This is a genomic window from Microbulbifer maximicatervae (SeqCode), assembly GCF_052468295.1.
In genome coordinates this window covers 292838-319181 of sequence record NZ_CP174340.1, presented here as the reverse complement: position 1 = coordinate 319181, position 26344 = coordinate 292838, and the positions used below count along the sequence as shown (strand labels likewise).

Annotated in this window: 25 protein-coding genes; 4 read left to right on the top strand and 21 right to left on the bottom strand. The window is 53.3% G+C overall.

Annotated features, from left to right (window positions below; translation table 11 throughout):
* Positions 1-8: 8 nt before the first annotated feature.
* Both ACJJIQ_RS01740 and ACJJIQ_RS01735 read right to left on the bottom strand, forming a co-directional pair.
* Positions 9-782 carry an SDR family NAD(P)-dependent oxidoreductase gene (locus ACJJIQ_RS01740; RefSeq protein WP_445363504.1) on the bottom strand — a complete coding sequence of 258 codons (774 nt, stop codon included), beginning with the start codon at positions 780-782 and terminating at the stop codon, positions 9-11.
* 132 nt (positions 783-914) lie between these two features.
* A complete protein-coding gene (locus ACJJIQ_RS01735; RefSeq protein WP_445363503.1) occupies positions 915-1298 on the bottom strand; it encodes a zinc ribbon domain-containing protein in 384 nt (127 codons plus the stop codon).
* A 34-nt stretch (positions 1299-1332) separates the two neighbouring features.
* On the opposite strand from ACJJIQ_RS01735, the gene ACJJIQ_RS01730 reads away from it, so the two are divergent.
* A complete protein-coding gene (locus tag ACJJIQ_RS01730) occupies positions 1333-1614 on the top strand; it encodes a hypothetical protein (RefSeq protein ID WP_445363502.1) in 282 nt (93 codons plus the stop codon).
* A 201-nt stretch (positions 1615-1815) separates the two neighbouring features.
* Here ACJJIQ_RS01730 and ACJJIQ_RS01725 read toward each other — a convergent pair whose 3' ends face one another.
* The 4 genes from ACJJIQ_RS01725 to ACJJIQ_RS01710 all read right to left on the bottom strand — a co-directional run bounded on the left by ACJJIQ_RS01725 (position 1816) and on the right by ACJJIQ_RS01710 (position 5157).
* A complete protein-coding gene (locus ACJJIQ_RS01725; protein ID WP_445359574.1) occupies positions 1816-2232 on the bottom strand; it encodes a PaaI family thioesterase in 417 nt (138 codons plus the stop codon).
* 241 nt (positions 2233-2473) lie between these two features.
* Complete coding sequence (gene groL / locus ACJJIQ_RS01720) at positions 2474-4114, bottom strand: chaperonin GroEL (RefSeq protein WP_108732154.1); 1641 nt, start codon at positions 4112-4114, stop codon at positions 2474-2476.
* A 48-nt stretch (positions 4115-4162) separates the two neighbouring features.
* Positions 4163-4456: a co-chaperone GroES gene (locus tag ACJJIQ_RS01715; RefSeq protein WP_020412315.1), complete on the bottom strand. Its 294-nt coding sequence runs from the start codon at positions 4454-4456 to the stop codon at positions 4163-4165.
* Positions 4457-4671: 215 nt separating this feature from the next.
* Positions 4672-5157, bottom strand: coding sequence for an FxsA family protein (locus ACJJIQ_RS01710; protein ID WP_444894877.1), 486 nt, complete (start codon positions 5155-5157; stop codon positions 4672-4674).
* A gap of 144 nt (positions 5158-5301) precedes the next feature.
* On the opposite strand from ACJJIQ_RS01710, the gene cfa reads away from it, so the two are divergent.
* Positions 5302-6450, top strand: coding sequence for a cyclopropane fatty acyl phospholipid synthase (gene cfa / locus ACJJIQ_RS01705; RefSeq protein ID WP_445363501.1), 1149 nt, complete (start codon positions 5302-5304; stop codon positions 6448-6450).
* 90 nt (positions 6451-6540) lie between these two features.
* On the opposite strand, the gene ACJJIQ_RS01700 is transcribed toward cfa, so the two are convergent.
* Both ACJJIQ_RS01700 and ACJJIQ_RS01695 read right to left on the bottom strand, forming a co-directional pair.
* Positions 6541-7302, bottom strand: a complete 762-nt coding sequence (locus tag ACJJIQ_RS01700; protein WP_413664719.1) for an SDR family oxidoreductase — start codon at positions 7300-7302, stop codon at positions 6541-6543.
* An 84-nt stretch (positions 7303-7386) separates the two neighbouring features.
* Positions 7387-8418 (bottom strand): DUF481 domain-containing protein, encoded by a 1032-nt coding sequence (locus ACJJIQ_RS01695; RefSeq protein WP_444914470.1) that lies wholly within the window; start codon positions 8416-8418, stop codon positions 7387-7389.
* Between the two features lie 241 nt (positions 8419-8659).
* On the opposite strand from ACJJIQ_RS01695, the gene ACJJIQ_RS01690 reads away from it, so the two are divergent.
* Complete coding sequence (locus ACJJIQ_RS01690) at positions 8660-8965, top strand: MGMT family protein (protein WP_413664717.1); 306 nt, start codon at positions 8660-8662, stop codon at positions 8963-8965.
* A gap of 20 nt (positions 8966-8985) precedes the next feature.
* Here the strand turns inward: ACJJIQ_RS01690 and ACJJIQ_RS01685 are convergent, their stop codons facing one another.
* The 8 genes from ACJJIQ_RS01685 to ACJJIQ_RS01650 all read right to left on the bottom strand — a co-directional run bounded on the left by ACJJIQ_RS01685 (position 8986) and on the right by ACJJIQ_RS01650 (position 19492).
* Complete coding sequence (locus ACJJIQ_RS01685) at positions 8986-10257, bottom strand: AmpG family muropeptide MFS transporter (RefSeq protein ID WP_444956951.1); 1272 nt, start codon at positions 10255-10257, stop codon at positions 8986-8988.
* 236 nt (positions 10258-10493) lie between these two features.
* Positions 10494-11867, bottom strand: coding sequence for an AmpG family muropeptide MFS transporter (locus ACJJIQ_RS01680; RefSeq protein WP_445363500.1), 1374 nt, complete (start codon positions 11865-11867; stop codon positions 10494-10496).
* A gap of 71 nt (positions 11868-11938) precedes the next feature.
* A complete protein-coding gene (locus ACJJIQ_RS01675) occupies positions 11939-12511 on the bottom strand; it encodes a YbhB/YbcL family Raf kinase inhibitor-like protein (RefSeq protein ID WP_413664714.1) in 573 nt (190 codons plus the stop codon).
* Between the two features lie 15 nt (positions 12512-12526).
* Positions 12527-13513 carry a threonine ammonia-lyase gene (locus ACJJIQ_RS01670; protein ID WP_445360239.1) on the bottom strand — a complete coding sequence of 329 codons (987 nt, stop codon included), beginning with the start codon at positions 13511-13513 and terminating at the stop codon, positions 12527-12529.
* A 113-nt stretch (positions 13514-13626) separates the two neighbouring features.
* Positions 13627-15054, bottom strand: a complete 1428-nt coding sequence (locus tag ACJJIQ_RS01665; protein WP_445363499.1) for an aldehyde dehydrogenase family protein — start codon at positions 15052-15054, stop codon at positions 13627-13629.
* Positions 15055-15292: 238 nt separating this feature from the next.
* Positions 15293-16168 (bottom strand): regulatory signaling modulator protein AmpE, encoded by an 876-nt coding sequence (gene ampE / locus ACJJIQ_RS01660; RefSeq protein WP_445363498.1) that lies wholly within the window; start codon positions 16166-16168, stop codon positions 15293-15295.
* Between the two features lie 89 nt (positions 16169-16257).
* On the bottom strand, positions 16258-16815 hold the full coding sequence (gene ampD, locus ACJJIQ_RS01655) for a 1,6-anhydro-N-acetylmuramyl-L-alanine amidase AmpD (protein WP_413664710.1): 558 nt from the start codon (positions 16813-16815) through the stop codon (positions 16258-16260).
* A gap of 190 nt (positions 16816-17005) precedes the next feature.
* The gene (locus tag ACJJIQ_RS01650; protein WP_445363497.1) at positions 17006-19492 is read right to left on the bottom strand and encodes a DUF1631 domain-containing protein; all 2487 of its coding nucleotides are present in this window, start codon (positions 19490-19492) and stop codon (positions 17006-17008) included.
* Positions 19493-19921: 429 nt separating this feature from the next.
* Between ACJJIQ_RS01650 and nadC the strand changes: the two genes are divergently transcribed.
* Entirely contained in the window at positions 19922-20776 is an 855-nt protein-coding gene (nadC, locus tag ACJJIQ_RS01645; RefSeq protein WP_445363496.1) for a carboxylating nicotinate-nucleotide diphosphorylase, read from the top strand.
* 27 nt (positions 20777-20803) lie between these two features.
* Here nadC and ACJJIQ_RS01640 read toward each other — a convergent pair whose 3' ends face one another.
* From ACJJIQ_RS01640 to ccoG, 5 genes are all read right to left on the bottom strand, one after another.
* Positions 20804-21553 (bottom strand): sulfite exporter TauE/SafE family protein, encoded by a 750-nt coding sequence (locus tag ACJJIQ_RS01640; protein ID WP_444942515.1) that lies wholly within the window; start codon positions 21551-21553, stop codon positions 20804-20806.
* Positions 21554-21739: a cbb3-type cytochrome oxidase assembly protein CcoS gene (gene ccoS / locus ACJJIQ_RS01635; RefSeq protein ID WP_108732140.1), complete on the bottom strand. Its 186-nt coding sequence runs from the start codon at positions 21737-21739 to the stop codon at positions 21554-21556.
* 34 nt (positions 21740-21773) lie between these two features.
* Positions 21774-24206, bottom strand: coding sequence for a heavy metal translocating P-type ATPase (locus ACJJIQ_RS01630; protein WP_445363495.1), 2433 nt, complete (start codon positions 24204-24206; stop codon positions 21774-21776).
* A complete protein-coding gene (locus ACJJIQ_RS01625; protein ID WP_444891804.1) occupies positions 24203-24727 on the bottom strand; it encodes a FixH family protein in 525 nt (174 codons plus the stop codon). The genes ACJJIQ_RS01630 and ACJJIQ_RS01625 overlap by 4 nt, the downstream gene beginning before the upstream one ends.
* A gap of 85 nt (positions 24728-24812) precedes the next feature.
* Entirely contained in the window at positions 24813-26231 is a 1419-nt protein-coding gene (gene ccoG / locus ACJJIQ_RS01620; RefSeq protein WP_444912290.1) for a cytochrome c oxidase accessory protein CcoG, read from the bottom strand.
* Between the last annotated feature and the right edge of the window lie 113 nt (positions 26232-26344).

The window sequence follows — 26344 nt, the reverse complement described above, 5'->3', positions numbered from 1 at the left end:
GACTGCAATTAAGACTTTTCCATCGTCTGACGGGAAAACTTCAGTACCATTTTACGGGGCAGTAAAGGCATTATCCAATTCAGAAACAACTTGAGCCGTGTCTCATTAAAAGCAACCAGATCTCCCTGCTCCATTGCCTGATAGCCACATCTGGCAACAGACTCAGCCGAGCGGGCATTTTTCCAAATATCGACACCCTGAAGATCACCAGCGGCCACAAACCCTGTTGCAACAGCACCGGGGCACAAAGCCGTTACTGTAACACCTGTGCCTTTCAACTCTTCCGCCAGTGCCTGGCTAAATGAAGTTACATAGGCTTTAGTTGCGTAGTAAACCGCCTGTAAAGGGCCGGGAATAAAAGAGGCTGTAGATGAAACATTAAGAATATGTCCACTATTGCGGCCAACCATCCCCTTTAAATACAGGTGGGTGAGATTGGTAAGGGAAACCATATTCACCTGCATCATACCCTGCTCAGCTTCCAAATCCCTCTGATGGAAAAGACCATGACCACCAAAACCCGCATTGTTAATTAGAGTGCCAATCTCCACACCCTCACTTTGGGTTCGCTCAAAAATTCTCTGCGCGGACATGGGGTCAGAAAGGTCCTCGGCAATAACCATTGCCTGGATACCAAACTCCTTCTCCAGCTGCTGTTTGAGTGCTGAAAGCTTCCCTTCAGACCGGGCAACCAGAACCAAGTTGCCACCCTTAGATGCATGTATCCTGGCCAGTTCAAGGCCGATGCCACCAGAGGCCCCAGTAATAAGTGCCGTTTCCATCTACCTGTCTCCCAAGCGTTAATCTTGAAATCAGTATATGATCAGAAGGCGCCAACTAAGAATCCGATGATGCCAAGTGACTATCCAAGTATGCCAAAAACCATATTGGTAGCTCTTCCATCAAATGGGAAATTAATCAGTCCGCTTTGAGTCCATAAACGGGCTGGATAAAGTCAGCTCTGTTCCACACCAGTAACAATTGGCCCTTTGCTTTCTCACCTTATGACCACAAGAAGGGCACTCTTTCAGGTTACCAGTGGATATTTTTCCATCGCGCTTACCATCTCGCAGATCAATCTGCCCCATTTTTTCAATAAGTTCGGCCTCGGTTACCCCTAATCTTTCCGATAAAAGCTCCCACATAGCCTGATTCGCCAACACTAATGTATCTATACGTCCCTGAATATCACCGACTTCCAGTTCCAGGTTAGCGGCCATCTGCTTTGCATTTTGAGATCGATATCTCGCATCATCGATTTCTCGCTGCTGAAAATAATCCCAAATAGTGTCTAACATTTATTTCACTTCACTTAACAAATCAGAATAAAAAATGGATCAAATCTGCATTTACGATTTTCGTTTAATCAAAATTATTAACAGATATATCAAACCAAATAATGTCCCAAACGGAAAAGAGCCAATCCAAATCAGTGAGAGTATTAAAGAATACCAGAATAACCACTTAGCTCGAAAAGACGATATAAACAAAGCAGTACAGGAAATCAACAAGCCTGGAGCAGACAATAGACCTCCTATAACAAAATTAGAGAGGGATTGGCTCATCATGCCTGCCATTACTTCAGGGGATGTATCAAGTGATTGGGCGATCTGAGAAGTTTCCCAAAAACTCAACATCCCCAAATAAAAGAACACAATAATCGGGGTTTGAAGAGCAGTACCCAATATAGAAAGAACGCTCCCCAACCTAACCCGCTTATTTCCCTCCGGGCAAAGCTCACTTTCCGGGGAGCTATATATGCCTTGTTCAAAACTCATTTTTACCTCAGAAAACATCACATCCTTCATCAAGGATTTATAAATTTTGTCCCTTTATTAAAGCGGTAGCGGTTGCCCTAGCAATTAGTTTCCCCTCTTGAAGAAGCTCTCCTTCCAGAAAGCAGACAGTTCCACCTCTAGATACAACTCTGCCAACACCCTCAACTGGCCCCACTTTAGCTGGGCGAACAAGTTGAGTCTTTAGCTCTAGTGTCGGAGCAAACTGACCAATATTCAGTGAAAATACAAGTGCAGGACCCATTACGTCGTCGAGCATTGCACATAGAAACCCACCCTGTATTGTTCCCGCAGGGTTTAAGAATGACTCCCTGGCAAAAAATCGGGCTTTCATCTCCATTTTTTCACGTGAATAGCTTATTAACTCAAATCCCAGAGTTTTCGCACACTCAGGTGCTGGCAGATCTCCCGACTCGACCATTTCGTAGATGTCCATATTTCCGCACCGATTCCATTCTATGTTTGTTATTTCAACTTAAGTCAGATTCACCATCACTTACCAGCCCTGCTTCACTCGATTTTGCTACTGCCCTGTATCGCACCAAGCTCCAGCAGTTAAGTGCTCTCATCTACACCAATTCACACCTTGGAGAAATCTGCCCCCAGTAAACCACTTTCCACAAGGCAAAAAAAAGCCCCGCAATTGCGGGGCTTTTTAGATAGGCTTTAAGGCCGGCTTACATCATGCCGCCCATACCGCCCATGCCACCCATACCGCTCATGTCAGGAGCAGCGGGCTTGTCTTCCGGAATTTCTGCAACCATGGCTTCGGTGGTGATCATCAGGCCAGCGATAGAAGCTGCCGCTTGCAGAGCAGAGCGGGTTACTTTAGCTGGGTCCAGGATACCCATTTCCAGCATATCGCCGTACTCACCAGTAGCAGCGTTGTAACCAAAGTTGCCTTCGCCTTGCTTGATCTTGTCAACAACTACGGAAGCTTCGTCACCAGCGTTGGAAACGATTTGACGCAGAGGCATTTCCATAGCGCGCAGGGCTGCTGCGATGCCGTGGTTCTGGTCTTCGTTGTCGCCAGTTACAGAGATAACCTGGGTAGCGCGAACCAGAGCGGTACCACCGCCAGGTACTACGCCTTCCTCTACTGCGGCGCGGGTAGCGTGCAGCGCGTCTTCAACGCGGGCTTTCTTCTCTTTCATTTCCACTTCAGTAGCGGCGCCTACTTTGATTACCGCAACACCGCCAGCCAGCTTGGCTACGCGCTCTTGCAGCTTCTCTTTGTCGTAGTCGGAAGAGGACTCTTCGATCTGTGCACGGATCTGGCTAACGCGAGCTTCGATGTCTTTAACATTGCCAGCGCCGTCAACGATTACAGTGTTTTCTTTGGACAGGGTTACGCGCTTAGCAGTACCCAGGTGCTCCAGAGTGGTACCTTCCAGCTCCAGGCCAACTTCTTCAGAAATCACGGTGCCGCCAGTCAGGATAGCGATGTCCTGCAGCATGGCTTTACGACGGTCGCCGAAACCAGGTGCTTTAACAGCAGCAACTTTAACGATGCCGCGCATGCTGTTAACAACCAGAGTTGCCAGTGCTTCGCCTTCTACGTCTTCAGCGATGATCAGCAGCGGCTTGGAAGCTTTAGCTACTTGCTCCAGCAGGGGCAGCAGGTCGCGGATGTTGGAGATTTTCTTGTCTACCAGCAGGATGAACGGATTGTCCAGCTCGGCAGTCATGTTCTCTTGGTTGGTGATGAAGTAAGGAGACAGGTAGCCGCGGTCGAACTGCATGCCTTCTACTACGTCCAGCTCGTTTTCCAGGCCGGAACCTTCTTCAACAGTGATAACGCCTTCTTTGCCAACTTTTTCCATGGCTTCAGCGATGATGGTACCAACGCTCTCGTCGCTGTTAGCGGAGATAGTACCTACCTGAGCGATAGACTTGGTGTCAGCGCAAGGAGTGGACAGGCCAGCAATGTGGTCAACAGCTGCGGTTACCGCTTTGTCGATACCGCGCTTCAGGTCCATTGGGTTGAAGCCAGCGGCTACGGATTTCAGGCCTTCAGTTACGATAGCCTGGGCCAGAACGGTAGCGGTGGTGGTGCCGTCACCAGCGGTGTCAGAAGCTTTGGAAGCAACTTCTTTAACCATCTGTGCGCCCATGTTTTCGAACTTGTCGCTCAGCTCGATTTCTTTCGCTACGGAAACACCGTCTTTGGTTACGGTAGGAGCGCCGAAGGACTTGTCCAGAACTACGTTGCGGCCTTTAGGACCCAGGGTAGTTTTTACAGCGTCTGCCAGGATGTTTACGCCTTTCAGCATTTTCTGACGAGCGTCGTCACCGAAAATTACGTCTTTAGCTGCCATGATTCTTATTCCTCAAATTCTTTTTGCGAGTAAAGTTAAAGGCTGGCCTTAGCCTTCCAACACGCCGTAGATGTCACCTTCGCTCATGATGATCAGCTCTTCGCCTTCCACCTTGAGGGTATTGCTGTCGGCATAGCGACCGAAAACAACAGTGTCACCTACCTTCACAGACAGTGCGCGAACATCGCCATTGTCCAGCTGCTTGCCCTCACCCACGGCTACCACTTCACCTTGGTTCGGCTTTTCTTTGGCAGCGCCTGGCAGCACGATACCGCCAGCTGACATCGCTTCTTCTTCCTTACGGCGTACTACGACGCGGTCGTGTAAAGGACGAATTTTCATGGATAAGTTCTCCATTGAGTCGTTTTAATGGTTTCCAACATGGGCGGCACTGGCCCTTTGGGCCGGTAACCTCACCCCTCTCTGATCCTCAGAGGTGGGGCTTAATTCTCAGTTGAACCCTATCTATGGGCGGGAATAAGGATTTCAACACCATCAGGTGAAAAAACTGCAAAGCAAATTCTCACGACGGGCATTTTGTCCACTTTTTGATCTAATTAAGGCTTGGGACGCTTGTCTTCAACGGAGTGTTGATTCTCTCCGGGGCGCTTCTCATCTTTCGAATACTCCCCCTCGATAATGTCATCGCCACGCTTGTGATTTGGCGACTGGTTAAAATTCTGCGGAGGAACCACTTTGACGTGGCGAAGGATAAAACCGAGCAACAGGTTCCTGAGCCCCGGTATCAGGCAGATAAAGCCGAAGAAATCAGTGATAAAGCCTGGGGTGAGCAACAGCACACCACCCACCGCGAGGAATATCCCTTCAACCATCTCTTTGGCGGGAATATTTCCAGCCTGCATCTTCTCCTGGGCCCGCATCAGGGTAGAGATCCCCTGGCGGCGAAGCAGTGTCACTCCTACCACTGCGGTCAAAATGACCAGGCCGATCGTTGGCAGGGCGCCAATTTCACTCCCTACGGCAATCAACACCCACATTTCGAGTACAGGTAGGGCTATAAATAGAAGTAATAATGGGCGCATTGCGGAAATTCCTAGTTAACCAGCTTCGCTGAGAGCCGGGACGATCACGGTTTTTTCAATATGCTGTAGTAAATGGAGTGGGGAGGCAAATTATTCAAGGGCGCCTTATTCCACCCCACAGTAACTGGAGAGAGGAAGGATTGAATGGCAAGCGAGCAACAGGATGCTATAGAAGTGCCAGCCATCGGACGCAGTCGCCACTTAGTGGACGATATATTGGCGAAAGCGGACATTCAAATTAACGGGGAAAGACCCTGGGACCTGCAACTTCATCGGGAAGCAGCCCTTGATGAGGTCATCGCCCGGCACAGCTTGGGCCTGGGTGAGTCCTATATGCGCGGCGATTGGGATGTCCAAGACCTGGATCAATTCTTCCACCGGTTACTCAGTGCTGAGATTCATCACAGTATCAAGAACTGGCGCTATTTTTGGCGCGCCACACGCAGCTATCTGGTGAATCTACAAAGCAAAAACCGCTCGTTTAATGTGGGAGAGCAACACTACGACCTGGGCAACGAATTCTATAGTGCCATGCTCGATAATCGGCTTACGTACAGCTGCGGCTATTGGAAAGAGGCTGAAACCCTCGACCAAGCCCAGGAAGCCAAGCTAGACCTGATTTGCCGCAAGCTGGAATTGAAACCCGGGATGCGCTTGCTGGATATTGGCTGTGGCTGGGGCAGCCTGGTTAGTTATGCCGCGCAAAAGTATCAAGTGGAGTGTGTAGGGATTACGATTTCCCGAGAGCAAAAAGCCTATGTGACAGAGCGCTATGGTGAACTGCCAATTACTGTTCGCCTTCAGGACTATCGAGAACTCAAAGAACCCTTCGACCGCATTGCCAGCGTAGGGATGTTTGAGCATGTCGGCCGCAAGAACTACCGAATATTTATGGAAACAGCAGCGCGCTGTCTGAACAAAGATGGGTTGATGATGTTACATACGATCGGCAACAACCAGCGCACCGCATCTACGGACTTGTGGACAGAAAAATATATATTCCCAGGTGGTGAGCTACCTTCCGTAGGACAGCTGGGCGACGCGACCGATCGCTTGCTAGTGTGCGAAGACCTGCACAACTTTGGATACTACTACGATAAAACCCTAATGGCCTGGCATGAAAACTTTGAGAAAAACTGGCCGCGCTTTGCCGATCGCTACGGCCAGCGCTTCTACAGGATGTGGCGCTACTATCTACTATCTTACGCCGGTGCATTCCGGGGGCGCACACTTCAGCTATGGCAGCTAATGTATTCGAAGTTCCGCGCCGATGGTGTTACACGTTTGAGTTAAAGAACTATTTGCTGTAGATCCAGAAACTAATTACAGAATCAAAAAAGGGTGAACTCAGTTCACCCTTTTTTTGCTGGGGAAGAGGGAAGCTTACAAGCGCGCTCCGCCATCAATATCTATCACTCGACCGGTGACATAGTCGTTCTCCAGAATAAACGCTACTGTCGAGGCGATCTCATCCTGCTCACCCAACCTGCGCAGGGGCACTTGTTTTACCAGGCTCTCAAGAATTTCAGGGCGCATTTGCGCAACCATATCGGTACCGATAAAGCCCGGGGCAATCCCGGCAACACGCACGCCGTAGCGCGCCAGTTCGCGTGCCCAGGATACCGTCATCGCTGCAACACCCGCTTTACTGGCGGAGTAGTTGGTCTGCCCCATGTTGCCCGCACGGGACAAACTTGAGATATTGACCATCACCCCACCCTTGCCGCTTTCCGCCATAATGCCCGCAGCAGCACGGCCACAAAGGAATACACCGGTAAGATTCACATCGATCACAGACTGCCACTGTGCCAGGGACATGCGATCTGTCACTTTGCCGTCTTTACACTTGAGCAACATGCCATCGCGCATAATGCCGGCGTTATTAACCAAAACCTGGAGTCCGCCAAAGTCTGCTGCGATTTTCGCAAAACCGGAGTCCACCGCTTCCTCATCGGCAACATTGATCAAGTAACTGCGAGCCTCAGCACCGAGCTTTTCACAAGCTGCAACGCTGTCTTTCAGGCCTTCCTCATTAACATCGATCAGGGCCAGGCGGGCGCCCCGCGCAGCCAGATACTCGGCCATGGCTCGGCCCAACCCCTGGCCCGCACCGGTAATCGCAACAATACTGTCAGCGATTTGCATATTGAACTCCTCGTCGTCGCTCGTTTTTTAGATTTATCGTTTATGACTGCCTTCGAACCTGCCCTATGCTGGCTCGAGGGGGAATTACCATTCGTAACCGACACCAACGGTCACTTTGGTATCTTCTTTTTCACTTTCCAGGGAGGGCGTATTGTCGTACTGCCACTCGTAACCGATCTCCATCAGCACGCCTTCAACCAGCGGTGTGCGCACCCCCAGCTTGGCGTTAGCTTCGTAGTCGTTACTGTGATCAAAGGATTGTAAGGTTTCCTGGTCGAAATAAATTTCCGGTCCAAGGGAAAACTTGTAGCGGTAGTTAAGTGCAATTCGGCCGGCGACATAGCGCTCATCCTGGTCTTCGCTCAACTCTTCGTCGATAAAACTCTCGTGCAGGCTACTCAAGCCACCTTCTAGGGAAAAAGTGGTTTTACTGGTATCGTAAAACAGATAACCCATACCGAGACCGAGCGTAGTTCCCAGGTCTAAGTTCTGGGCCTCTTCCCTTTCCAACTCACTGTTAGCAGCGGCAAACCATTTCTCAGCAAAGATCCAGCGCAGGTCATAGTTGAGCTGGTATTTTTCCAGGTCACCATCTTCTTCACTTTCCTGGTTCTGGTAAACCGCCCCAATCAGGTGGTTAAAATCTCCATGGCGGATATCCAAGTTGATATTGGCATCGAGGTCTTCACGCTCACGGTTACCGCTCTCGAATACGCCTCCGGCGGTAACATCACCGCTGAATAACACCGGACTGGTGGTAAATGTGCTGTAGGGTTCTGCCCGCTCAATACCGGGGAAGTCGATCAACCAACCGCGCCCTTCATCGCAGTACACTTCCCAGCGCTCCTGGCGGTGGCCAGCCAAGGTGCAAGGTTCATCCCTGCCGGCAATTTTGATATCGGTATCGATATCCATCGACACCACTTTGGATTTGTCGACTTTAACTTCACCAAAAGTCTCTGACTTCCAAGTGACCTGATCCTTCTCTACCAGCACCAACTCGCCCTGAATACGATCGCCATTTTCCAGGGTCAGCACACCGGCATGGGCCTGGAAGGGCACAAGAAACAAGAGAGTTCGAGCAAAGAGCTTGGGAAGTCGTGTCGATAAAACCACTAAGAAACCTTGGACTTTTTAGGTGTATGAACGGTGCAAACAGCCTCAACAATCGCACCATGATGCCATAACTAGAATCATGTGGCACGCCGTCACAGCGGAGGCCTTCGCGCCCTGGGGACTGTGACCTTGCGAGCTGGTAAAGTATCCATAAATGGCGAATAAAAATCTCATTTTCAGGAGATTACAAAGTAAAAAATTGCGCCCAGTTGGCGTACTTCGCCGATATTTAGAGCTTTTTATGGAAAAACAGAACTCCCTGGAAAGAATATGTCAGGCCTTGGCGGCGATCCCCAAAGGGCGGGTTGTCACCTACGGGGACCTGGCTGAGATGGCCGGCTACCCACGCGCTGCGAGACTTGCAGGTCAGACCCTGCGTAAATTACCCCGGGGTACCAAGCTACCCTGGCACCGGGTGATCAACGCCCAGGGGCGCATCTCCCTGCCGGAACCCGGCGCCAGCCGCCAGCGTGAAAGACTGGAAAGAGAGGGGGTCATACTGCTGAAAGGGCGAGTGGATATGGGCAAATACCGCTGGAAACCTTAGCCCCAATCGCATATAGAAAACTACGCTACCTCATCAGCCCCCCAGGGCGCGACCCAAAATAACAGGATCATTCCAGGCACCGCCAGAACGGCACACAGGAGAAAGAAATGTGTCCACCCCATTCCCTCCACCAAATAGCCGGTGGAGGCATTGGCGAAGGTGCGCGGGAGCGAAGTCAACGCTGTAAACAAGGCAAATTGAGTCGCGGTGTGCAACTTGCTGGTAGTTCGGGCGATAAATGCAATAAACACCGCTGTCCCCAACCCCACCCCGAGATACTCAAAGGCAATTACTATCGCCAATAGCCAGAGGCTCGGATTGAAATCTGGAGTACCCACCAGCTCGCCATTCACTTCAGACAAAATCATAAATCCGAAAATTGAAACCAGCTGTACCACCCCGAAAATCCATAGGCACTTATTAATCCCGATTTTTACAATTAATAAGCCGCCAAAGAAACCGCCAATTACCGCAGGCCACAAACCGGCATTCTTTGCCACTATGCCGATATCCGTATTGGAATATCCCATATCCAGGTAATAGGGCGTCGCCAGTGCCGTAGCCATGCTATCGCCAAGCTTGTACAAAAACATAAAGGCCAGTACGAGCACCGCCTGTTTTACGCCATTGCGATTAAAGAATTCGACAAAGGGTAAAACAATGGCCTCGCGCAAAGATTTAGGACGACCTGCTGGATGGTCTGGCTCAGCCACCATCAAGGTCATAAAGACGGCGATCAACATAAAAGCCGCAGTAATCATAAACACCTGATCCCAGGCCAGGTGGTCCGACAGGATCAAGCTGAGGGATCCCGGAATCAAGCCGGAAATACGATAGGCGTTGGCGTGAAAGGAATTGCCCAGACCCAACTCCTGGTCCGGCAGAATCTCGCGTCGGAAAGCATCCAGGACTATATCCTGGCTGGCGCTGAAAAAAGCCACGGCAAAGCAAATTGCGGCAATTGACCAGATATCAAACTGGGGACTGAACATCCCCAGGACGCCAATGGAAATAATCAGTAACAGCTGCATTACCAGCATCCAGCCCCGCCGGCGGCCGAGCATCGGGAATGCGTAGCGCTCCATCAACGGAGACCAGATAAATTTCCACGTATAGGGCAATCCGAGCAATGCAAAAATACCGATAGTGGCCAAATCCACGCCTTCGGTACGCAGCCAAGCGGGCACCAACTGTATCAATACAAAAAGAGGCATCCCCGAAGAGAAACCGGTGCCAATACAAATCAGCATACGCCGATTAAACACCGCCTCCCGGATGGTTTCGTGGGCCATAGTTTGTCGCTTTTATTCGCTGAGCATCGTCTACCAGTGATACCCGACCCGACAGGCAACAGACACACAATCAAACATAAGGGCGAGTCTATGGAGGGGTGGGTTTCACCTTTACAACCACCATAGACACAAGCCGGGCAGAATGCCCGGCGAAGAGTTTTGATATGACATAGGGATTTAGAAAAGAGCTGAATTCAGGATGTACTCTTAGAGAGGAAATAGCATCCCTGAAAACCTTAGGTAGTGCCCGCTCCCGACTGCACTTCTTCTCCCGGCCAGTCGCGCTGCTCGCGGCGCCAAAAATAAATGGACAGCAGAATGGCTGGAATTCCCATAAGCGCTGCATAAATAAAGAAGTAGGCATAACCCTGAGCATCCACCACTATGCCGGAAAAACCACTGATAAATTTCCCCGGCAAGGTCATCAGGGAGCTAAACAAAGCATATTGAGTGGCGGTATAAGCTTTATTGGCAAGACTGGAGAGAAACGCGATCAGTATCGCATTGGCAATTCCTCCACTGATGTTGTCCGCACTAATTACCAGCGCCAGCCAAGCTTTATCGGGACCGATCACAGCGAGTTGGGCAAATAGCAGGTTTGTGCAGGCGACCATAACCGAGCCCAGTATCAACGGGCGCACAACACCGTAACGCACCACTAACAGCCCGCCTAGAAAAGAACCGATAATGGTACAGAAGAAGCCAAACAGCTTACTGATTTCAGCGATTTCCGTTTTGGTAAAGCCCAGATCCAAATAGAAGGGATTGGCCATCACCCCCATCGCAAGATCACTTAAACGGAAGATACTGATAAATAACAGCAGAATGATTGCGAAGCGGCCATTGCGCTGAAAAAACTCGATAAAGGGGCAGGCCACGGCGCGAATAAACCACTGCTTCAAGCGACCGTGTTCCCCCTTGCCCAACAGACGCTGGGCCCACTCGCTTTGCAGCTCATCGGCTTCTTTGTTTACCTTGCTGTGATCGGGCTCGGCAATAATCAGAGTGGTAATCAGGCCCACGCCCATCAATCCAGCCATCGCAAGATAAGCACCAGACCAGCTAAAGATATCCGCAATAAACAGGGCGCCCGCTCCCGCAACCAGCATTGCCACCCGATAGCCAAATACATAATTGGTAGCCATAGCGCCCTGATAGTCGTCATCCATGGCCTCAATTCGATAGGCATCAATCGCCACATCTTGAGAGGCCGAACAGAAAGCGACCCACAAGGCCAGCAGGGCCACGTGCATCAGGGAGAGCTGGGGATTTACACTGGCCATACCTATCAGGCCAATCGCTATCCCGATTTGGGATGCCAGCATCCAGCCCCGACGCTTGCCCAATTTGTCCGTGAAAAAAGGCAGACGCAGCTGATCGACAATAGGGGCCCAGAGAACTTTGATCGAAAAGGTAATCCCCACCCAGGCAAAAAACCCGATGGCAGTACGGCTGACACCGTAATCCCGCAGCCAGGCAGTCAAGGTAGCGAAGACCAGCAGAAATGGGAGGCCGGCAGAAAAGCCGAGGAAAAACATGGTGAGTACACGGGGCTTCAAATAAGCGGCCAGCGCTTGCCCCCATGTCATTTGTTTTTGTGAGTTGGTCAAGCGCGGGCCTCCAGAGCCTGAGCCGCCGCAACAGCGATCACCGTGCAGCGGGATTAGATTAATTTATTTACTCAGTGGCCCCACAAAACTTCCAGCTCCGCTTCGGCCAACTTATTGGCATTGATATTGAAGCCAACTTTAGCAGGAGAAGTGTTTTCATCCAGCGGCAGGGATTCCACTTTCAAGGCATAGACACGAAAACGATAGCGATGATCCCCATGCCCTTTGGGCGGGCAGGCACCACCGTAACCGGAATTACCATAATCATTGCGCCCCTGCACGGCTTCTGGAATCAGGCCGTTTTTCAGGTCACCGGCCCCTTCCGGCAGATTGGTCGTATCCACTGGGATATTAAATACCACCCAGTGCCACCAACCGCTGCCGGTGGGCGCGTCGGGATCGTAAGCGGTAATAGCAAAACTCTTTGTGCCCTCCGGTGCCCCACTCCAGCTCAATTGGGGAGACAGGTTCTCACCGCCGCAGCTGCCATAAACATGAGCCATGGGCATTTTCTTTCCAGCTTGTAGGGAGCTGGATGACAGTGTCAGCTTCTCAGCAATCGCGTTGGTTCCAGTCAGTGACAGCGCAGCAGCACAAAGCAGCCCTGCCAAACCCCGGCCGCCCTTTTTCAATAAATGGCTCATATCCCAGTTCCCCTTTTAGTTTTCTTCACTGGACAGCAGTGGGCCCACTTTGTCCAGATCCATATTTCCGCCGGTCAGAACAACCACGACATTCTTATTGCGAAAGCGCGCGCTGTGCTCAATGATCGCAGCGAGACCCACCGCAGCCGACGGTTCTACCAGCTGTTTGGTTCGCGTCCACAATAGCCGCATCGCATTGACGATACCAGCTTCGCTGACTGTCACAATATCCCGCACCGTGCGCTCAATAACGGCGTAATTTTTGCCGCCCAATGTTGTGCGCAGACCATCGGCGATCGTATCGGGTTGTTGTGTGGTGATATGAACGCCACCGCGCAGTGAACGCTGGGCATCATCCGCTCCGGCGGGTTCCGCACCAATTACCAGGATATCGGGGGCAAGCGCAGCCATAGCCAATCCCACGCCGGACAAAAGTCCACCGCCTCCCACTGGCGCCACAATAACGTCTGGAGCAAAGCCCTGTTCGCGGCTCTGCTTGAGCACTTCCATGGCTACAGTGCCCTGCCCTGCAATAATGCGCTTATCGTCATAGGGCGGGACTTCGTGCGCACCGGTTTCTTCAAGTACCTTTGCCAAAGTGGATTCGCGATCAGCCAGGCTGGGGCCCGAAGTCACCACTTTGGCACTGTACCCCTCAACCGCCATGCGTTTCGTCTTGGGAGCCGTTTCGGGCATCACCACCGTGCAGGCCAATCCCCGCTGGGCTGCTGCCCAGGCGAGCGCCGCACCGTGATTACCGGACGAATGGGTGGCAACTTCCTCGACCCCGTCTGGGAGCAGCGAAAGCGCATTAGCCGCGCCCCGCGCTTTAAAGGCACCCACTTTCTGCAAGTGCTCACACTTAAACCACAAATTGGCGCCCGTCAGCTCGTTCAGCTGCCGAGAGCTGAGCAGAGGGGTCTCGTGTACCATGCCTGCAATATTTTGTGCGGCACTAAATACATCCTCACTGGCAGGTATCTCGTTGCGATCCAGGGGCATAACACTGTGTATCCTTTTCGACTACATGGGAATAATCCAGCTTATCCACCGCCGATAACATCCAGTGTTCTACGGAGCAAGCACAGTGGAAAACCGTGCCTGTCGATAAGGAATTATTTGCTGAGCATACGCAGGAATTTCATTTTCCTGTCGTTGAAGGGTGCATATCGTATATCGATATCGAGGATATTTCTGCGCCGCATTACGGCCTTGTAATGACTGAAAGTGCGGAAGCCATGCTCTCCATGGTAGGACCCCATACCGCTGGCACCGACGCCTCCAAAAGGCAGGTCCTGGGCCAGCATAAACATCATGCAGTCATTCACGCAGGCGTTGCCGGAGCTGCAACGGGATAGAAGCCGATCCGCCAATGCTTCATCCTGGGTAAATACATACAGGGCCAGGGGCTTCTCTCGCTCATTGACAAACTCCTCCGCTTTGGAGAAATCATCCAGTTCAATAATGGGGAGTATCGGGCCAAAGATCTCCTCCTGCATAACTCCCGCAGAGAGATTGACGTTGCGCATTATGGTGGGCGCCATATAGCAGTCATCCACATCGACTTCACCGCCAAATACCACCTCTCCATCCCCCAGGTAATCCGACAGGCGAAGGGTGTGCTGGCTGTTAATAATGCGCCCATAGTCGGCAGATTCCCGCGGATGCTCCCCATACATTTCCCAGAGAACCCGCTGCAACATGGGGGTGAACCGATCGGCTGTCTGCCGACTACAGAGAACATAATCCGGGGCGATACAAGTCTGCCCCGCGTTGGTAAATTTACCCCAGGCAATTCGCCGTGCAGCCACTTCCAGGTTGGCATCGTCGGCAACAATACAAGGGCTCTTTCCGCCGAGTTCCAGGGTTACCGGAGTCAGGTATTTAGCCGCCGCACTCATTATGATTTTGCCGACCCGGCCACCGCCGGTGTACATAATATGGTCCCAGCGCTGCTCCAGCAGCGCCGTGGTTTCTGCCACACCACCTTCGACACACGCAAAGGCATCGTTGTCGAGATAACGCGGTAATAATTCTGCGATTAACCGGGAGGTTGCTGGCGATAACTCAGAGGGCTTTACCACCGCACAATTGCCGGCGGCAATCGCCGGTACCAGCGGCGATAACAATAATTGCAGCGGATAATTCCAGGCACCGATAATCAGTACTACACCCAGCGGCTCCGGTTGCACATAGCTCTTGGCCGGCTGGGTCATCATCGGCGATTGGACCTTGCGCGGGCGCACCCATTTCTTCAGGGACTTCAGGGTGTGATCGATATCGTTGTAGAGAAATGAAATTTCAGTGAGGTAGCTTTCCTGGGGAGCTTTGCGCAAATCATCGTGAAGGGCTTGGACAAAATGTGCCTCGTTCTCGGAGATCATCTTGCGCAGCTGAGACAGTTGCTTGCGCCGCCAACTCAATTCAGTGGTGCTACCGCTGCGAAAATAGGTTCGCAAGCCCGCCACTAATGTGGCTGCGTTCCAATCGTTTACCCTAGCCAGATCTGACAACATTTGCGGTTCCAATACCGAAACTTCCAAACCCTACTTCCTCCAATGAGTATAAGCCGTCGCAGGCAATGACTAGCTTCGCTTTATTGATATGGCAAAGCACCGAAGTCCGGCCGCTGGGGCGCGCAATTTCGTAGGAAGGGGGGGATAAGTCAAGATAGGAAGGAGAGAAAATTTTGAAAATGGCGACAAATTCAACAATCGCCCCAGCAGACAAAAGTAGCTCTGGGGCGATGGTACAGGCATTGTGGGATTATTCAGAGGCTCCTTAGATAAATAGAACCAGAAGGGCCAAACCAGTGATCCACAGTAGCAAGGTTCTGGATAGCAGCGCTTGCAGCCCTTCAATCTCCGCACCACTTTGGCGCTGCATCTGAGACAGATCGGAACCACCACTGCACTCACTGGCGTCAATACCGCCGAGAGCTCCTTCCAGGTAAGCCTCGAGAACCTGATCGGTATGGCTCTCACGACACATCAACACTCGGCGCCAGGCGCGGTAACAACCGGCAAAGTTACCCACAATGGCAAAGCTCAGCCCCATCACACGGACCGGCAGCCATTCCAACAACCACAACCAACGCGCCGCCGTCGCCTGTTCGGAGGAGCCCCGGGTATTTTCTGCGTACAAAGCACTCAAGCGGAAGAGAACTGCCCCGGGAATACCCAGCAAAATAAACCAGAACAGCACGGCGAAGAGTCTCTCAAAGGCGCAGTAGGCAGCGCCGCGAAATACCTGCTCATGCAGACAAGTGTCATCGGAGGGCGCTTCGTGTAACTCGCGTAAAATGGGCGCCGCCGCTTTGGTGGCACCTTCCAGGTCTCCGCTATACCAGTGGCGCAGGTAGTTTGCGACGATATCGTTGAAGTTGCCGCGACCGAGACAATAGAGCAGCAGTGGCACCCCCAACAGCAAGTAGCCCAGACCGCCCGCAGCGCCCTCTGCCAGCGTCATCGCAATTGCAGAGATCAATACTGGAACCAGGATAGTGACACCAAGCAGCAGACCACTATTGCCATTAATACTGGGCAACGCCTGTAAATACTGGCCCCAGCGACTGAACCAACCATCGCGATGTAACGGAGCCCCTGAGCCCCAGATTTGCACCAGGGCAACGGTGATCAGAACAATTAACAGAGTCATAAGTAATCCGAGACTGTTTCAGTTATCAAAATCGTGCTGCGGCTCCTGATACAGAAACCCTTCCCACTTTTAAGGTCCGCTACTGGGTATCAGACGATTTCTTTCAGCTTGTTGAGGTAGCGCTCCCAGTCAAACCCCGGACCCGGGTCCAATTTCCTTCCGGGAGCAATATCCGAATGACTGGCAATTCTATCGATATCAATAGCGGGATAAGCTTGCATAATCGCAGCACTCACCTCGGCAAGTGCGTGATATTGGGAGTCGGTGTAAATATCGGTATCCAAGCCTTCCAGCTCAATACCAATGGAAAAATCATTGCAGTTAGTGCGACCTTTAAATTCGGACTTGCCCGCGTGCCAGGCACGACGATCAAGGGGCACGTATTGGGTTACCAGGCCATCGCGGTCGATCAAAATATGCGCAGACACCTGTAACGCAGCAATATCGGCAAAATAGGGGTGCGCATCGATGTCCAACTGCCCCAGGAAAAAGGCATCAATGTAGGGGCCGCCATACTGTCCGGGCGGCAAGCTGATACTGTGAATCACCAATAGATCCACCGCACAGTCTTCCGGGCGGCTATTGCAATGAGGACTCGGAACCCGGCGCGCGCCCGCCAACCAGCCAGACTCCACTTGATATTTCAATCTGCGATCTCCGCTGCAACCTATTGATAGCCCCGGTATCGCCCGGGGCTTCAGCAGTTACCATTCTATGGAAGCGTTGATCGATATGCCAATCTGATCGGAGCAGTATCGCGACATAACTTGCGGAAAACTACTGGCCACTGAGTATCCCTGCTAAATACTCAACGTCCTCTCGTTAAATTCCTGAAAATTAGCGCTGCTCACTGCGCTTCTTGCGCACATTGCCAATTACGGACTGCAGCGCCCGCTCAAACAACATGCCGTCATCCAGCGGCAGCAGTTGTGCCGAACGCAGCGCATGGGCCAGCTCTAGTCGGGCGAATTCGGCGACTTTGGCGCCATTGCGATTAACGAAGATAAACTGGTCGATATCGCGAATTACCGCCGCCAGACGACAACGGAACTGCTCGTCCTCAGAGCGCTTCAGCTCGAACCAACTGCCCTGTGCCAGGCGGAAGGTCATCTGCCAGTGGGGATCATCTTCGTCAAGGGGGGCCAGTCCATCCTGCTCCGGTGCAGCCACCTCTGCTTCAGCAACTGCCTGCTCAAGCTCTTCCATCTGCGGCACAGCCACTTCCTGGGGTTCGGCTTGGACAGCTTCAACAGTAACTTCAGCTGGCTCATCTGGAAGTTGGTCTTCGGCAGTGTCTGAAATCACTTCTTGGGCAACCACGGCTTCTGCAATAACCGCTTCAGTCACTGCAATTTCATCAACCGTAGCTTCAGTAACATCAGCGGGTCCGGCATCAGCAGCAGTTTCCTGCGCCACAACAGGGGCAACAGGCTTGTCAGCAACATTATCAGCAACAACAGGCGCGGGCTCAGTAGATTTCGCTGCGCGCACTTCGCGGGCAACCTGCTCTGCCACTTCACGTTCACGCTGCTCAGCCAATTGCTGGGCCAGGGCAAAGCGCTCGCGATAAACTTCTTTGAGGCCGGTGAAAAGGGTACGCGCTTCGAAAGCGTTATAGGAAAGCGCTTCAATTCCCTCGCGCAATCTCTCCTGCAAAACAGGTAGTAAGCTCAATAACTGTTTGCGGGAATCCGGCATTGGGGCCTGCACACTCCACACGAGATCTCTCGCTGTGCGCACGTCGCGGTTCCAGGCGTCGCTCTCTGTACCCTCTTTGACGCAAGTCAGGAACAGCACGTTGTTCCAAACTTTGTTCAACCAATCCTGCACCACCTGTGGCAGATCCCGCTCTGCAACCAAGGCATCCATGACTGCGGCAACCCGTGCGCGGGCAGCTTGGGTTTTAGCCCGACCATCCGCCTCATCGACTACGCGGCGCTCCAACATCTCGGCACGCTTGCGCTCGCGGACGATAAATTCGCGCAGGGATTCCAGCAAAACGGCAAAGATGTTGATGTCCCGATCAAACTCATTAAGCACGCGCTCAACAATTTCGGATATCTCTTTGTACAGGGGATCGGATTCGTAGTTATCCCCCGCCTGCCATCCGGTAGCGGCATCGGCCAACTCGTTCAGCAATTTGCGCGCAGGGTGGCCGCCTTTACTGAAAAATGACTTGTCTGCAATGGCTACTTTCAACAGCGGCAGTTGCAGGCGGCCCAGAAGTGATTTGATTTGGGTGGCAAGGCTGCGGTCCTCCAGGATAAAGGAAAACAACATCTCTACCAGCTTGATCACATCGCTATCGACTTTTGCCAGCGAAGCGGCCTGATTGGAATCCACCAAGCGCTGCTGTAGCAATTCGCCCACATTCAAAAGCTGTACCGCACTTCCACCTTGATAGTGGCTGCCACTTTGCAGTGCACCCAAGTGGGAAAGCAGATCCCCTGCAGGCATTGGAGTAACACCGGTTGCAGCGGACACTAGCCCAGGGGGAAAGTGTCCCGTAGTTGCTACGCCACCTTGCGTCGATGGGTTGCCGGCCACCACGCCACTACCCCCCCCAGTGGGTGCAATGGGAACACTGGGGGAATTGGAGGTACTGTTGTAAGCAGGCGCCTGCCTGGCTGCACGCTGCTGCTCCTGTAGCGATGGCAGCACGCCCTGCTCTATGAGCAGTTGATTACAGAATTCATAGAAGTCGCGCAGCTGCAACATGACCATCTGCTCGAACTTCTTCAGCAGAGTAAGGCGGGCACGAATATGGAGATTCAGTTCTTGAATCGAGTCTACAAAGGCATCACAAATGACATCAGGGCCCAAGGGGTTGTTCTTGTCATAGACTTTGACCGCATAGAGCGTATCGAGCCTCATGCATAATGCAGTGAGGGGCTCGGCAAAATCGCGCTTAGCCGTGGCCACCATGGTATCAGCAGCGACCAATTGCTCTAGGTCATCATTGTGAACTAGCGATAAATTATCGGAAGCGAAATTGCTTTCAGCCTTTTCTTCCTGGCGAACAAGGAAAGCGTGAGAGATATTCTGGACAAAGTGCTCAGCAATATTGCGGCGCTCAACGCGCAACAGTCGCAAGGCCTGGAAAAGCCCATCCTGTTCCTCCTGGCCGTGGGCTCGCTCAGCCATGGCAAACAGGGAATCATCCACTTTGCCAAACAGTGTTTTAATTCGCTCCAGTAACTGATCCGTCGCTTTTTCTTTCAGCATTGTTACTGCGGCGGGCAGAACAGCGGGCTTACCAGATGCAGAAATATTGCGCGCTCCACTTTTCTCTGAGAGGGAAACTACCTTGCTGGATTCACTCATTTCCAAGAGGTCCTTCGAATACCGTCCGACTTAAAACGCTGTGGCTAATAGCAAAATTGGTGAGTGGGAAAGTGGCTTTCCAAGCGACTACGGGGACTTGTACCCCCGTAAATCGGATCTCCAAACCGCCGATCTCCGGGCGCGATCATCTGTGAAAAATCTGCCGAAGCTCTTGATTTCACTCAAGTTTTGAACGCGAAGGGGCAACGATTCCCAGCCCTGTCCGAGAACAGTTCAGATTGCGATCAAACCTAGCTCTTTGGCATTCTACTAGCGTTTCTGGGCTGTTTTACACAGTTCCGCGACATATTTGAGACACCTATCACAGCTATTCGTCGAGCCAACTGCTATTTGCCGGTGATTGAGTTGAGCAATCAAAACCCCGAGTGTTTTGGTAAACTGCGTCGGCGTTAATTTCGAGGTTTCCCAATGCGACCACAAGACACGGCTATTCCCAATATCACTGCCGACCTGCAACGCGCAGTTCAGGTGGCCTTGGAAGAAGATATTGGTAGTGGCGATATCACCGCCCAGCTGATCCCAGAGGACCGCAATGCGCGGGCCCGGGTAATCACCCGCGAAGATTGCACTCTGAGTGGTCGCGCCTGGGTAGAGGCTGTATTCCACGCCCTGGACCCGGAACTCGTCCTCACCTGGCACTTCGAGGATGGCGACCGCATCAGCGCCAACGCTGTTATTTTTGAGCTGGAAGGCAATGCCCGCGCTATCCTCACCGGCGAGCGCGCCGCACTGAATTTCCTGCAAACCTTATCCGGTACTGCCACAACCGCTGCGGAGTTCGCCGCGCGAGCTGAAGGCACTGAGGTGAAGATTCTCGACACCCGCAAGACCATTCCCGGTCTGCGCAGCGCACAGAAGTACGCCGTACTTTGCGGTGGCTGCCACAATCACCGCATCGGTCTTTACGACGCCTTCCTGATCAAAGAGAACCATATCTTCGCTGCCGGTGGCATTGAACACGCCGTCGCCCAAGCGCGAGTGATCAAGCCGGAAGCCCTGATTGAAGTCGAAGTGGAAAATATTGAAGAGTTGGAGCAGGCGCTCGCCGCCGGAGTGGACGTTATTATGCTCGACGAATTCAATGATGAAGACACTAAAACTGCCCTGAAATTGGCCAAAGGCAAAGCCAAAATTGAGCTTTCCGGCAGTGTCGACCGGGATCGCATCGCCCAGTTAGCTGAACTGGAAGTGGACTATATCTCTTCTGGTAGCCTGACCAAGCACCTGCGCGCTATCGACCTATCCCTGCGAATCGATCTCTAGCGCCCACAGGACCCATCATCACTGCGCTTAGTGATGGTGATGATGGTGTCCCTGCTCTTCCGTGTCTTCTGCGGGAGCTTCCATCCCGCTCATCTGCCCGTGGTTGGCGTGGTCTCCGTGTCCACCGTGGCCCATAGCCCCCCAAATGGTCCAGATACCAAACAGCAAAATCGCTGCGGCGAAACCATAGCGAACCCCCGGCTTTTGCACTAAGCCACGCACCTGTGCCGCCGCAGCACCAGTAGCCAGCATGGCGGGCACAGTGCCCAGACCAAAAGCAAACATCGCCAGGGCAGACCGCTCAGCACTGCCCTGGGCCAGGGCGAAAGTCAGCGCGCTGTAAACCAAACCACAGGGCAACCAGCCCCACAGGGAGCCCAGTGCCAGTGCCTGCCCCGCAGAGCGAACCGGCAGTAATTTGGCCGATAGTGGCTGCACATAGCGCCAAAGGTAGCGGCCCCCTTTTTCAATCCAAGCCAATCCCTGCCAGATACCGCCGATGTACAGCGCCATCAGGATCAACATGATCCCGGCAGCAAATCGCAGCGGAGTTAGTGCCGGCAGTATCGCCGCACCGAGGGCACCGGCTAGCGCTCCCATCAGCGCATAGCTACCCAGGCGACCCAATTGGTAAGAACCCAGCTGCACCCAAGCAGTCTTTTTCCCCGGTACCGCCATACCCAGCGCTCCGGAGATTCCCCCACACATACCGATGCAGTGACTGCTACCCAAAAAACCGATAGCCAGAGCCGCCGCTAAAAAACCCCAGTCCCCCACTTACTTCTCCTGCTTCCTTTCCGCGTCAGATTTGTCCTGCTGAACATCATCGTCATCAAACAAAATGCGACGACCTTCCGTTTCCAGGTCATCGTACTGTCCGTTATTCACGGCCCAAAAAAAGAGCTTCACCGCAAAGCCAACCAAAATCACCGCAATGGGAATCAGGAAATACAGACTTTCCATCAGTTACACCTCCTCTCTTTCTGTGAGCACGGGATTAAGCCGCGGCGCTCACAGGGTTTTCGTCGACTTCCTGTCCACGGGACAGACGCAACGCATTTAGCACTACGATCAGAGAACTCAGGGACATACCGATTGCCGCAGCCCAGGGCGGCACCAGACCGCAAAATGCCAGCGGCAGGGCAATCACGTTGTAACCCAGAGCCCATGCCAGGTTTTGCCGCACAATTCGGCGGCATTTGTGCGCCAGCTCTATAGCTTTGGGCAGCACTTCAAGATCTCCGTTCAGCAAAATGGCATCGGCGCGGGACTGGGCCAGATCCGCCGCTGACATCATCGCCACAGAGGCATCGGCACCGGAGAGCACTGGCACATCATTGATGCCATCCCCCACCATCAACACCTTCTCACCATCGCTTTGCAGCTGCTTCATATGGCTGAGCTTGTCCTCTGGCGAGGCTCCGGCGCGGTAGTTGCTGATACCCGCTCGCCCCGCCAGTCGCTCAACTTCCGCAGACTGGTCACCACTGAGCAGTTCCACTGAAAGACCTTGCTCAGTCAAACCCTCAACAGCGGTGGTTGCCGAATCCCGTAACTTATCCCCCAACGCAATCCAGGCAATAGGACCCAGGGAGTCGCCGAGCAGCAGCCACTGCCCCTCCCCTTCGGGTGTAGAAACATCCTCACTGGAGACAAAGCTCGCCTTACCCAGCCGGTAACTGTCCCCCTCGATCTGCCCTTCCAGACCAGCCCCGGTATGAACTTTCAGATCAGTGGCGATGAGATTGCCACGCCAGGCGCGGAAGGCCCTGGCCAGGGGGTGATTGGTCTGGGATTCCAGGGCAGCCGCAACATCCTTAACCCGCTGCTCGCTCCAGTTGGCCCGCAGCAAATCAATATGCAGGATTCTCGGCTCACCGCGCGTCAGGGTACCGGTCTTGTCGAACAGCACCCGGCCGATACGCGGCAGCGTTTCCAGTAGGCTGCCTCCAGCCACAAGAAGTCCCAACTGCTGTAAACGCAGGGTGGCGGAGGCCAGGGCAGCAGGGGTTGCCAGCGACAGTGCACAGGGGCAAGTCACCACCAGCACAGACAGGGATACCCAAAAAGCGCGACTGGGGTCGATTTGCCACCAGACAACAAACGCCGCTAGTGCCGCGAATAGAACGACACCGACAAAAATACCCGCGACCCGATCTGCCAGGGCCACTTGGTTGGGTTTATCTAATTGCGCCCGCTCTACCAGGCGCTCAATAGCGGACAAGCGAGTCGACTGCCCCGCTGCCGTAATTCGAATAGTCAGGGTGGAATCGCCGTTGACACTACCGGCATAAACCGGGCTGCCTGCAGACTTCTGTTGCAGTGCCGATTCACCGCTGAGCAGGGATTCATCCACACCACTAACGCCCTCCAGCACCTCCCCATCGGCGGGGATAGTGTCTCCCGGACGCAATAAGACTTTATCCCCAGCGGCCAATGCGGCCACCGGTACATGGACAATATCGTCCCCTTGGTATTTGGCCGCCGTCATCGGCAACAACTGGGCCAGACCACCGCTGGCTAAGCCCGCCCGGTGGCGGGCACGCATCTCCACCGTTCGTCCCAACAACAGGAAGAAGGTGAACATGGAGATAGATTCGAAGTACACCTCACCGGTGCCGAATACCGTGGCGTAAAAGCTGGCGACATAGGCCATACCAATCGCCAGGGACACCGGCACATCCATACTCAGGTGTCGGGCGCGCAGACTGCGCAAAGCGGCACTGAAAAATGGACGCGCCGCATAAAAAACCACTGGCGTTGCCACCAGCAGAGAAACCCAGCGGAAGTAGCGCTCAAACTCGCCGACGCCCTCTTCCGCTGCAGCACCAAAATACAGGGCGATGGCAAACATCATCACCTGCATGGTGCCGAGTCCAGCGACACCCAGGCGGCGCAGGGCGGCGCGGTGCTCGCTCTGGATCACACTTTCCTGGTTGGCCGCAGTAGCCGGGGCCGGCCGGTAGCCAATCCGTTCCAGTTCGCCAAACAGCTCACTGGGTTTGATCTTGTCGGGATTAAAACCGATCTGGGCACGCTGGGTACTGGCGTTGACAGAGACCTTCTCAATCCCGTCCAACTGCCCCAGGTGCTTTTCTATCAACCACACACAGGCCGCACAGGTAATACCGCTAATCAACAGCGAGGCAATCTTGTTGCCGTTATCCCAATCGTGGACAAACTGCTGCTGCACTTCCGGCAAATCGTATGCCGCCCAGCGGTCCTGGGGTTGAGCTTCCCCCGGCCTGTCGCTCTCCTTCTCCCGGAAGCGATAAAAGCCATCCAGACCACCGGAAACGATAGCGCTGGCTACCGCCTCACAGCCTGGACAACACATATCCCGGGCAGCCCCGTCGATAACCACCGAGTGGTTGCTGCCGGGAGGGACTGGTAGTCCGCAGTGATAACAGGAGGAGGAAGACGAAGTCATTGAGTTACTGCGTTCAGTGGCGCGGCATTGCCGAGATCGAAGTTGATTTCACCTTTCAGGCGCCAGTTGGCGTCCTGATGTGCATCGGGATCGAGTTCCGGCATCAAGCGGAGATACCAGCGATTCCCAACGCCTTCAGGCAAGGTGCCCTGGTAGCGACCCACGGAGAGCTGGGAGAGCTCGATATGCTTGTCGAGGTCAGACTCCACCGGGTGGCTCAATGTGAGCAGTAGGGCCTTGGGGTAGTCGAGGTCGCCATTCAGCTCCACGACAACCGATTTTTCAGACGGCTGAAACTGGACCAAAGCGGCCAGACCCAGCTCTTTCGCGCGCAAGTCCTGCTCGGCGCTGAAGTGATACATGCGGCTGTCTTTGTAGTAAGTATCACTGACTTTATCGTCAGCAAAGCGCACCGCTATCGAGACTGTAATTGTGGAGACAACCACCACTGTAATCAGTGGGGCCAGTACCATCCACGCCCAAGGTTCCCGGTACCAGGGTTTGGGGGTTGGTTCATTCATCGCGTTACCAAAAAGTTACCGTTTGTGCACAAAAGTCGAGCCCGCCTGGGCGGGCCCGTACTTTGCGACGGGATTGGCGTCCCGTCTACTGCTTTGGACCAATAAACACCGTTCGGTGCTTATCAATCAGCTCAGGATTGTCGACTGCCTGGACAACAATCTCGATATCGTGCTTGGTATCCTTCAGCTGGTCTCTGGGAACGCTTACCCGAATGGGAACGGAGAACATCTCTCCAGGCACCAGGTAAATCGTCTTCGGCTTGCGAATGGAGTAATCGTATTCAGGCTTACCTTCCACCTTGATGGTGAATTCGTGGGGAGCCTGATCCATATTGTTGATTTTTACCGTGTAGACATTTTGCACCTGTCCCTGGGACTCACGGAACATACGAGCACCGCGGTCGCGAGTGATTTCTGCCTCGATTGGGCTTCGAGTCATCACTTGCTGTGCAAACAGGCCGGTCATCGCAACCAGTATCAATGCGTAGCCAAATAGGCGCGGGCGCAGGAAGCGGGTCTTTCCACCCTGCAATTCGTCCTCAGAGGTGAAGCGAATCAAGCCCTGCTCATAGCCCATCTTGTCCATCACGCTGTTACACGCATCGACACAGAGGCCACAGTTGATACATTCGTACTGCATGCCGTCGCGGATATCGATATCCACCGGACACACCTGAACACACCAGTAGCAGTCGATACAGTCGCCCATACCTTCCGCCTTGTAATCCACGTTCTTCTTGCGCGGACCACGGGTCTCACCCCGCTTGGCATCGTAGTAAACCGCCAGCGTATCCTCGTCGTACATCACCGACTGGAAACGGGCATAGGGGCACATGTATTTACACACCTGCTCACGCAGGAAGCCGGCGTTCATATAGGTGGCAAAAGTGAAGAAAGCGACCCAGAAAACACCCTGCGGGTGCGCGTTAAACGTCGCCAGATCCACGACCAGCTCGCGCACACCGTAGAAATACCCCACAAAGGCCAGTGCAGTTGCCAGCGAGATCAACAGCCAGATGGTATGTGTGCCACCCTTGCGCAGAACCTTTTCCAGGTTCCAGGGGGCCTTGTCGAGCTTCATTCGCTTGTTGCGATCGCCTTCACAAACCCTTTCTGCCCAGATAAACATCATGGTCCAGACGGTCTGCGGACAGGTGAAGCCACACCACACCCTGCCCAGCAAAGTGGTGACCGCAAACAGCGCGAAGGCGGCAATGATCAGAAGCCAACCTAGAAGGAAGCCGTCCTGGGGGCCGAAAGTAGTCCAGAAAATATGGAATTGGCGGGTGGGGAGATCAAAGAAGACCGACTGGCGCCCGTCGATATTGATCCAGGGTAGAAAGAAGAAAGCCAGCAGCAAAGGCAGGCCAGTATATTTGCGAACACGGGTGAAAACACCCTTGATATGTCGGATGTAGACTTTGTCTTCCGACTCATACAGCATGCGATAGCGAACTTCGCCATCACCTTCCTGTTCCTCACGGGTTGGAATTAAATCACTCACACAAACCTCACTCTCGCACGGGCACATCTTGTACGTGGGCCAGGTAGCCCCTTATTTTGAGGCTTTTTTCTCCGTCCCTGCGGCGCCCGGAGTCCCTTGATAAAACAAGGCCC

Coding starts and splice junctions, on each gene's coding strand:
- ACJJIQ_RS01740 (WP_445363504.1), bottom strand. CDS start 782: ATGGAAACGGCACTTATTACTGGGGCCTCTGGTGGCATCGGCCTTGAA.
- ACJJIQ_RS01735 (WP_445363503.1), bottom strand. CDS start 1,298: ATGTTAGACACTATTTGGGATTATTTTCAGCAGCGAGAAATCGATGAT.
- ACJJIQ_RS01730 (WP_445363502.1), top strand. CDS start 1,333: ATGGATCAAATCTGCATTTACGATTTTCGTTTAATCAAAATTATTAAC.
- ACJJIQ_RS01725 (WP_445359574.1), bottom strand. CDS start 2,232: ATGGACATCTACGAAATGGTCGAGTCGGGAGATCTGCCAGCACCTGAG.
- groL (WP_108732154.1), bottom strand. CDS start 4,114: ATGGCAGCTAAAGACGTAATTTTCGGTGACGACGCTCGTCAGAAAATG.
- ACJJIQ_RS01715 (WP_020412315.1), bottom strand. CDS start 4,456: ATGAAAATTCGTCCTTTACACGACCGCGTCGTAGTACGCCGTAAGGAA.
- ACJJIQ_RS01710 (WP_444894877.1), bottom strand. CDS start 5,157: ATGCGCCCATTATTACTTCTATTTATAGCCCTACCTGTACTCGAAATG.
- cfa (WP_445363501.1), top strand. CDS start 5,302: ATGGCAAGCGAGCAACAGGATGCTATAGAAGTGCCAGCCATCGGACGC.
- ACJJIQ_RS01700 (WP_413664719.1), bottom strand. CDS start 7,302: ATGCAAATCGCTGACAGTATTGTTGCGATTACCGGTGCGGGCCAGGGG.
- ACJJIQ_RS01690 (WP_413664717.1), top strand. CDS start 8,660: ATGGAAAAACAGAACTCCCTGGAAAGAATATGTCAGGCCTTGGCGGCG.
- ACJJIQ_RS01685 (WP_444956951.1), bottom strand. CDS start 10,257: ATGGCCCACGAAACCATCCGGGAGGCGGTGTTTAATCGGCGTATGCTG.
- ACJJIQ_RS01675 (WP_413664714.1), bottom strand. CDS start 12,511: ATGAGCCATTTATTGAAAAAGGGCGGCCGGGGTTTGGCAGGGCTGCTT.
- ACJJIQ_RS01670 (WP_445360239.1), bottom strand. CDS start 13,513: ATGCCCCTGGATCGCAACGAGATACCTGCCAGTGAGGATGTATTTAGT.
- ampE (WP_445363498.1), bottom strand. CDS start 16,168: ATGACTCTGTTAATTGTTCTGATCACCGTTGCCCTGGTGCAAATCTGG.
- ACJJIQ_RS01650 (WP_445363497.1), bottom strand. CDS start 19,492: ATGAGTGAATCCAGCAAGGTAGTTTCCCTCTCAGAGAAAAGTGGAGCG.
- nadC (WP_445363496.1), top strand. CDS start 19,922: ATGCGACCACAAGACACGGCTATTCCCAATATCACTGCCGACCTGCAA.
- ccoS (WP_108732140.1), bottom strand. CDS start 21,739: ATGGAAAGTCTGTATTTCCTGATTCCCATTGCGGTGATTTTGGTTGGC.
- ACJJIQ_RS01630 (WP_445363495.1), bottom strand. CDS start 24,206: ATGACTTCGTCTTCCTCCTCCTGTTATCACTGCGGACTACCAGTCCCT.
- ACJJIQ_RS01625 (WP_444891804.1), bottom strand. CDS start 24,727: ATGAATGAACCAACCCCCAAACCCTGGTACCGGGAACCTTGGGCGTGG.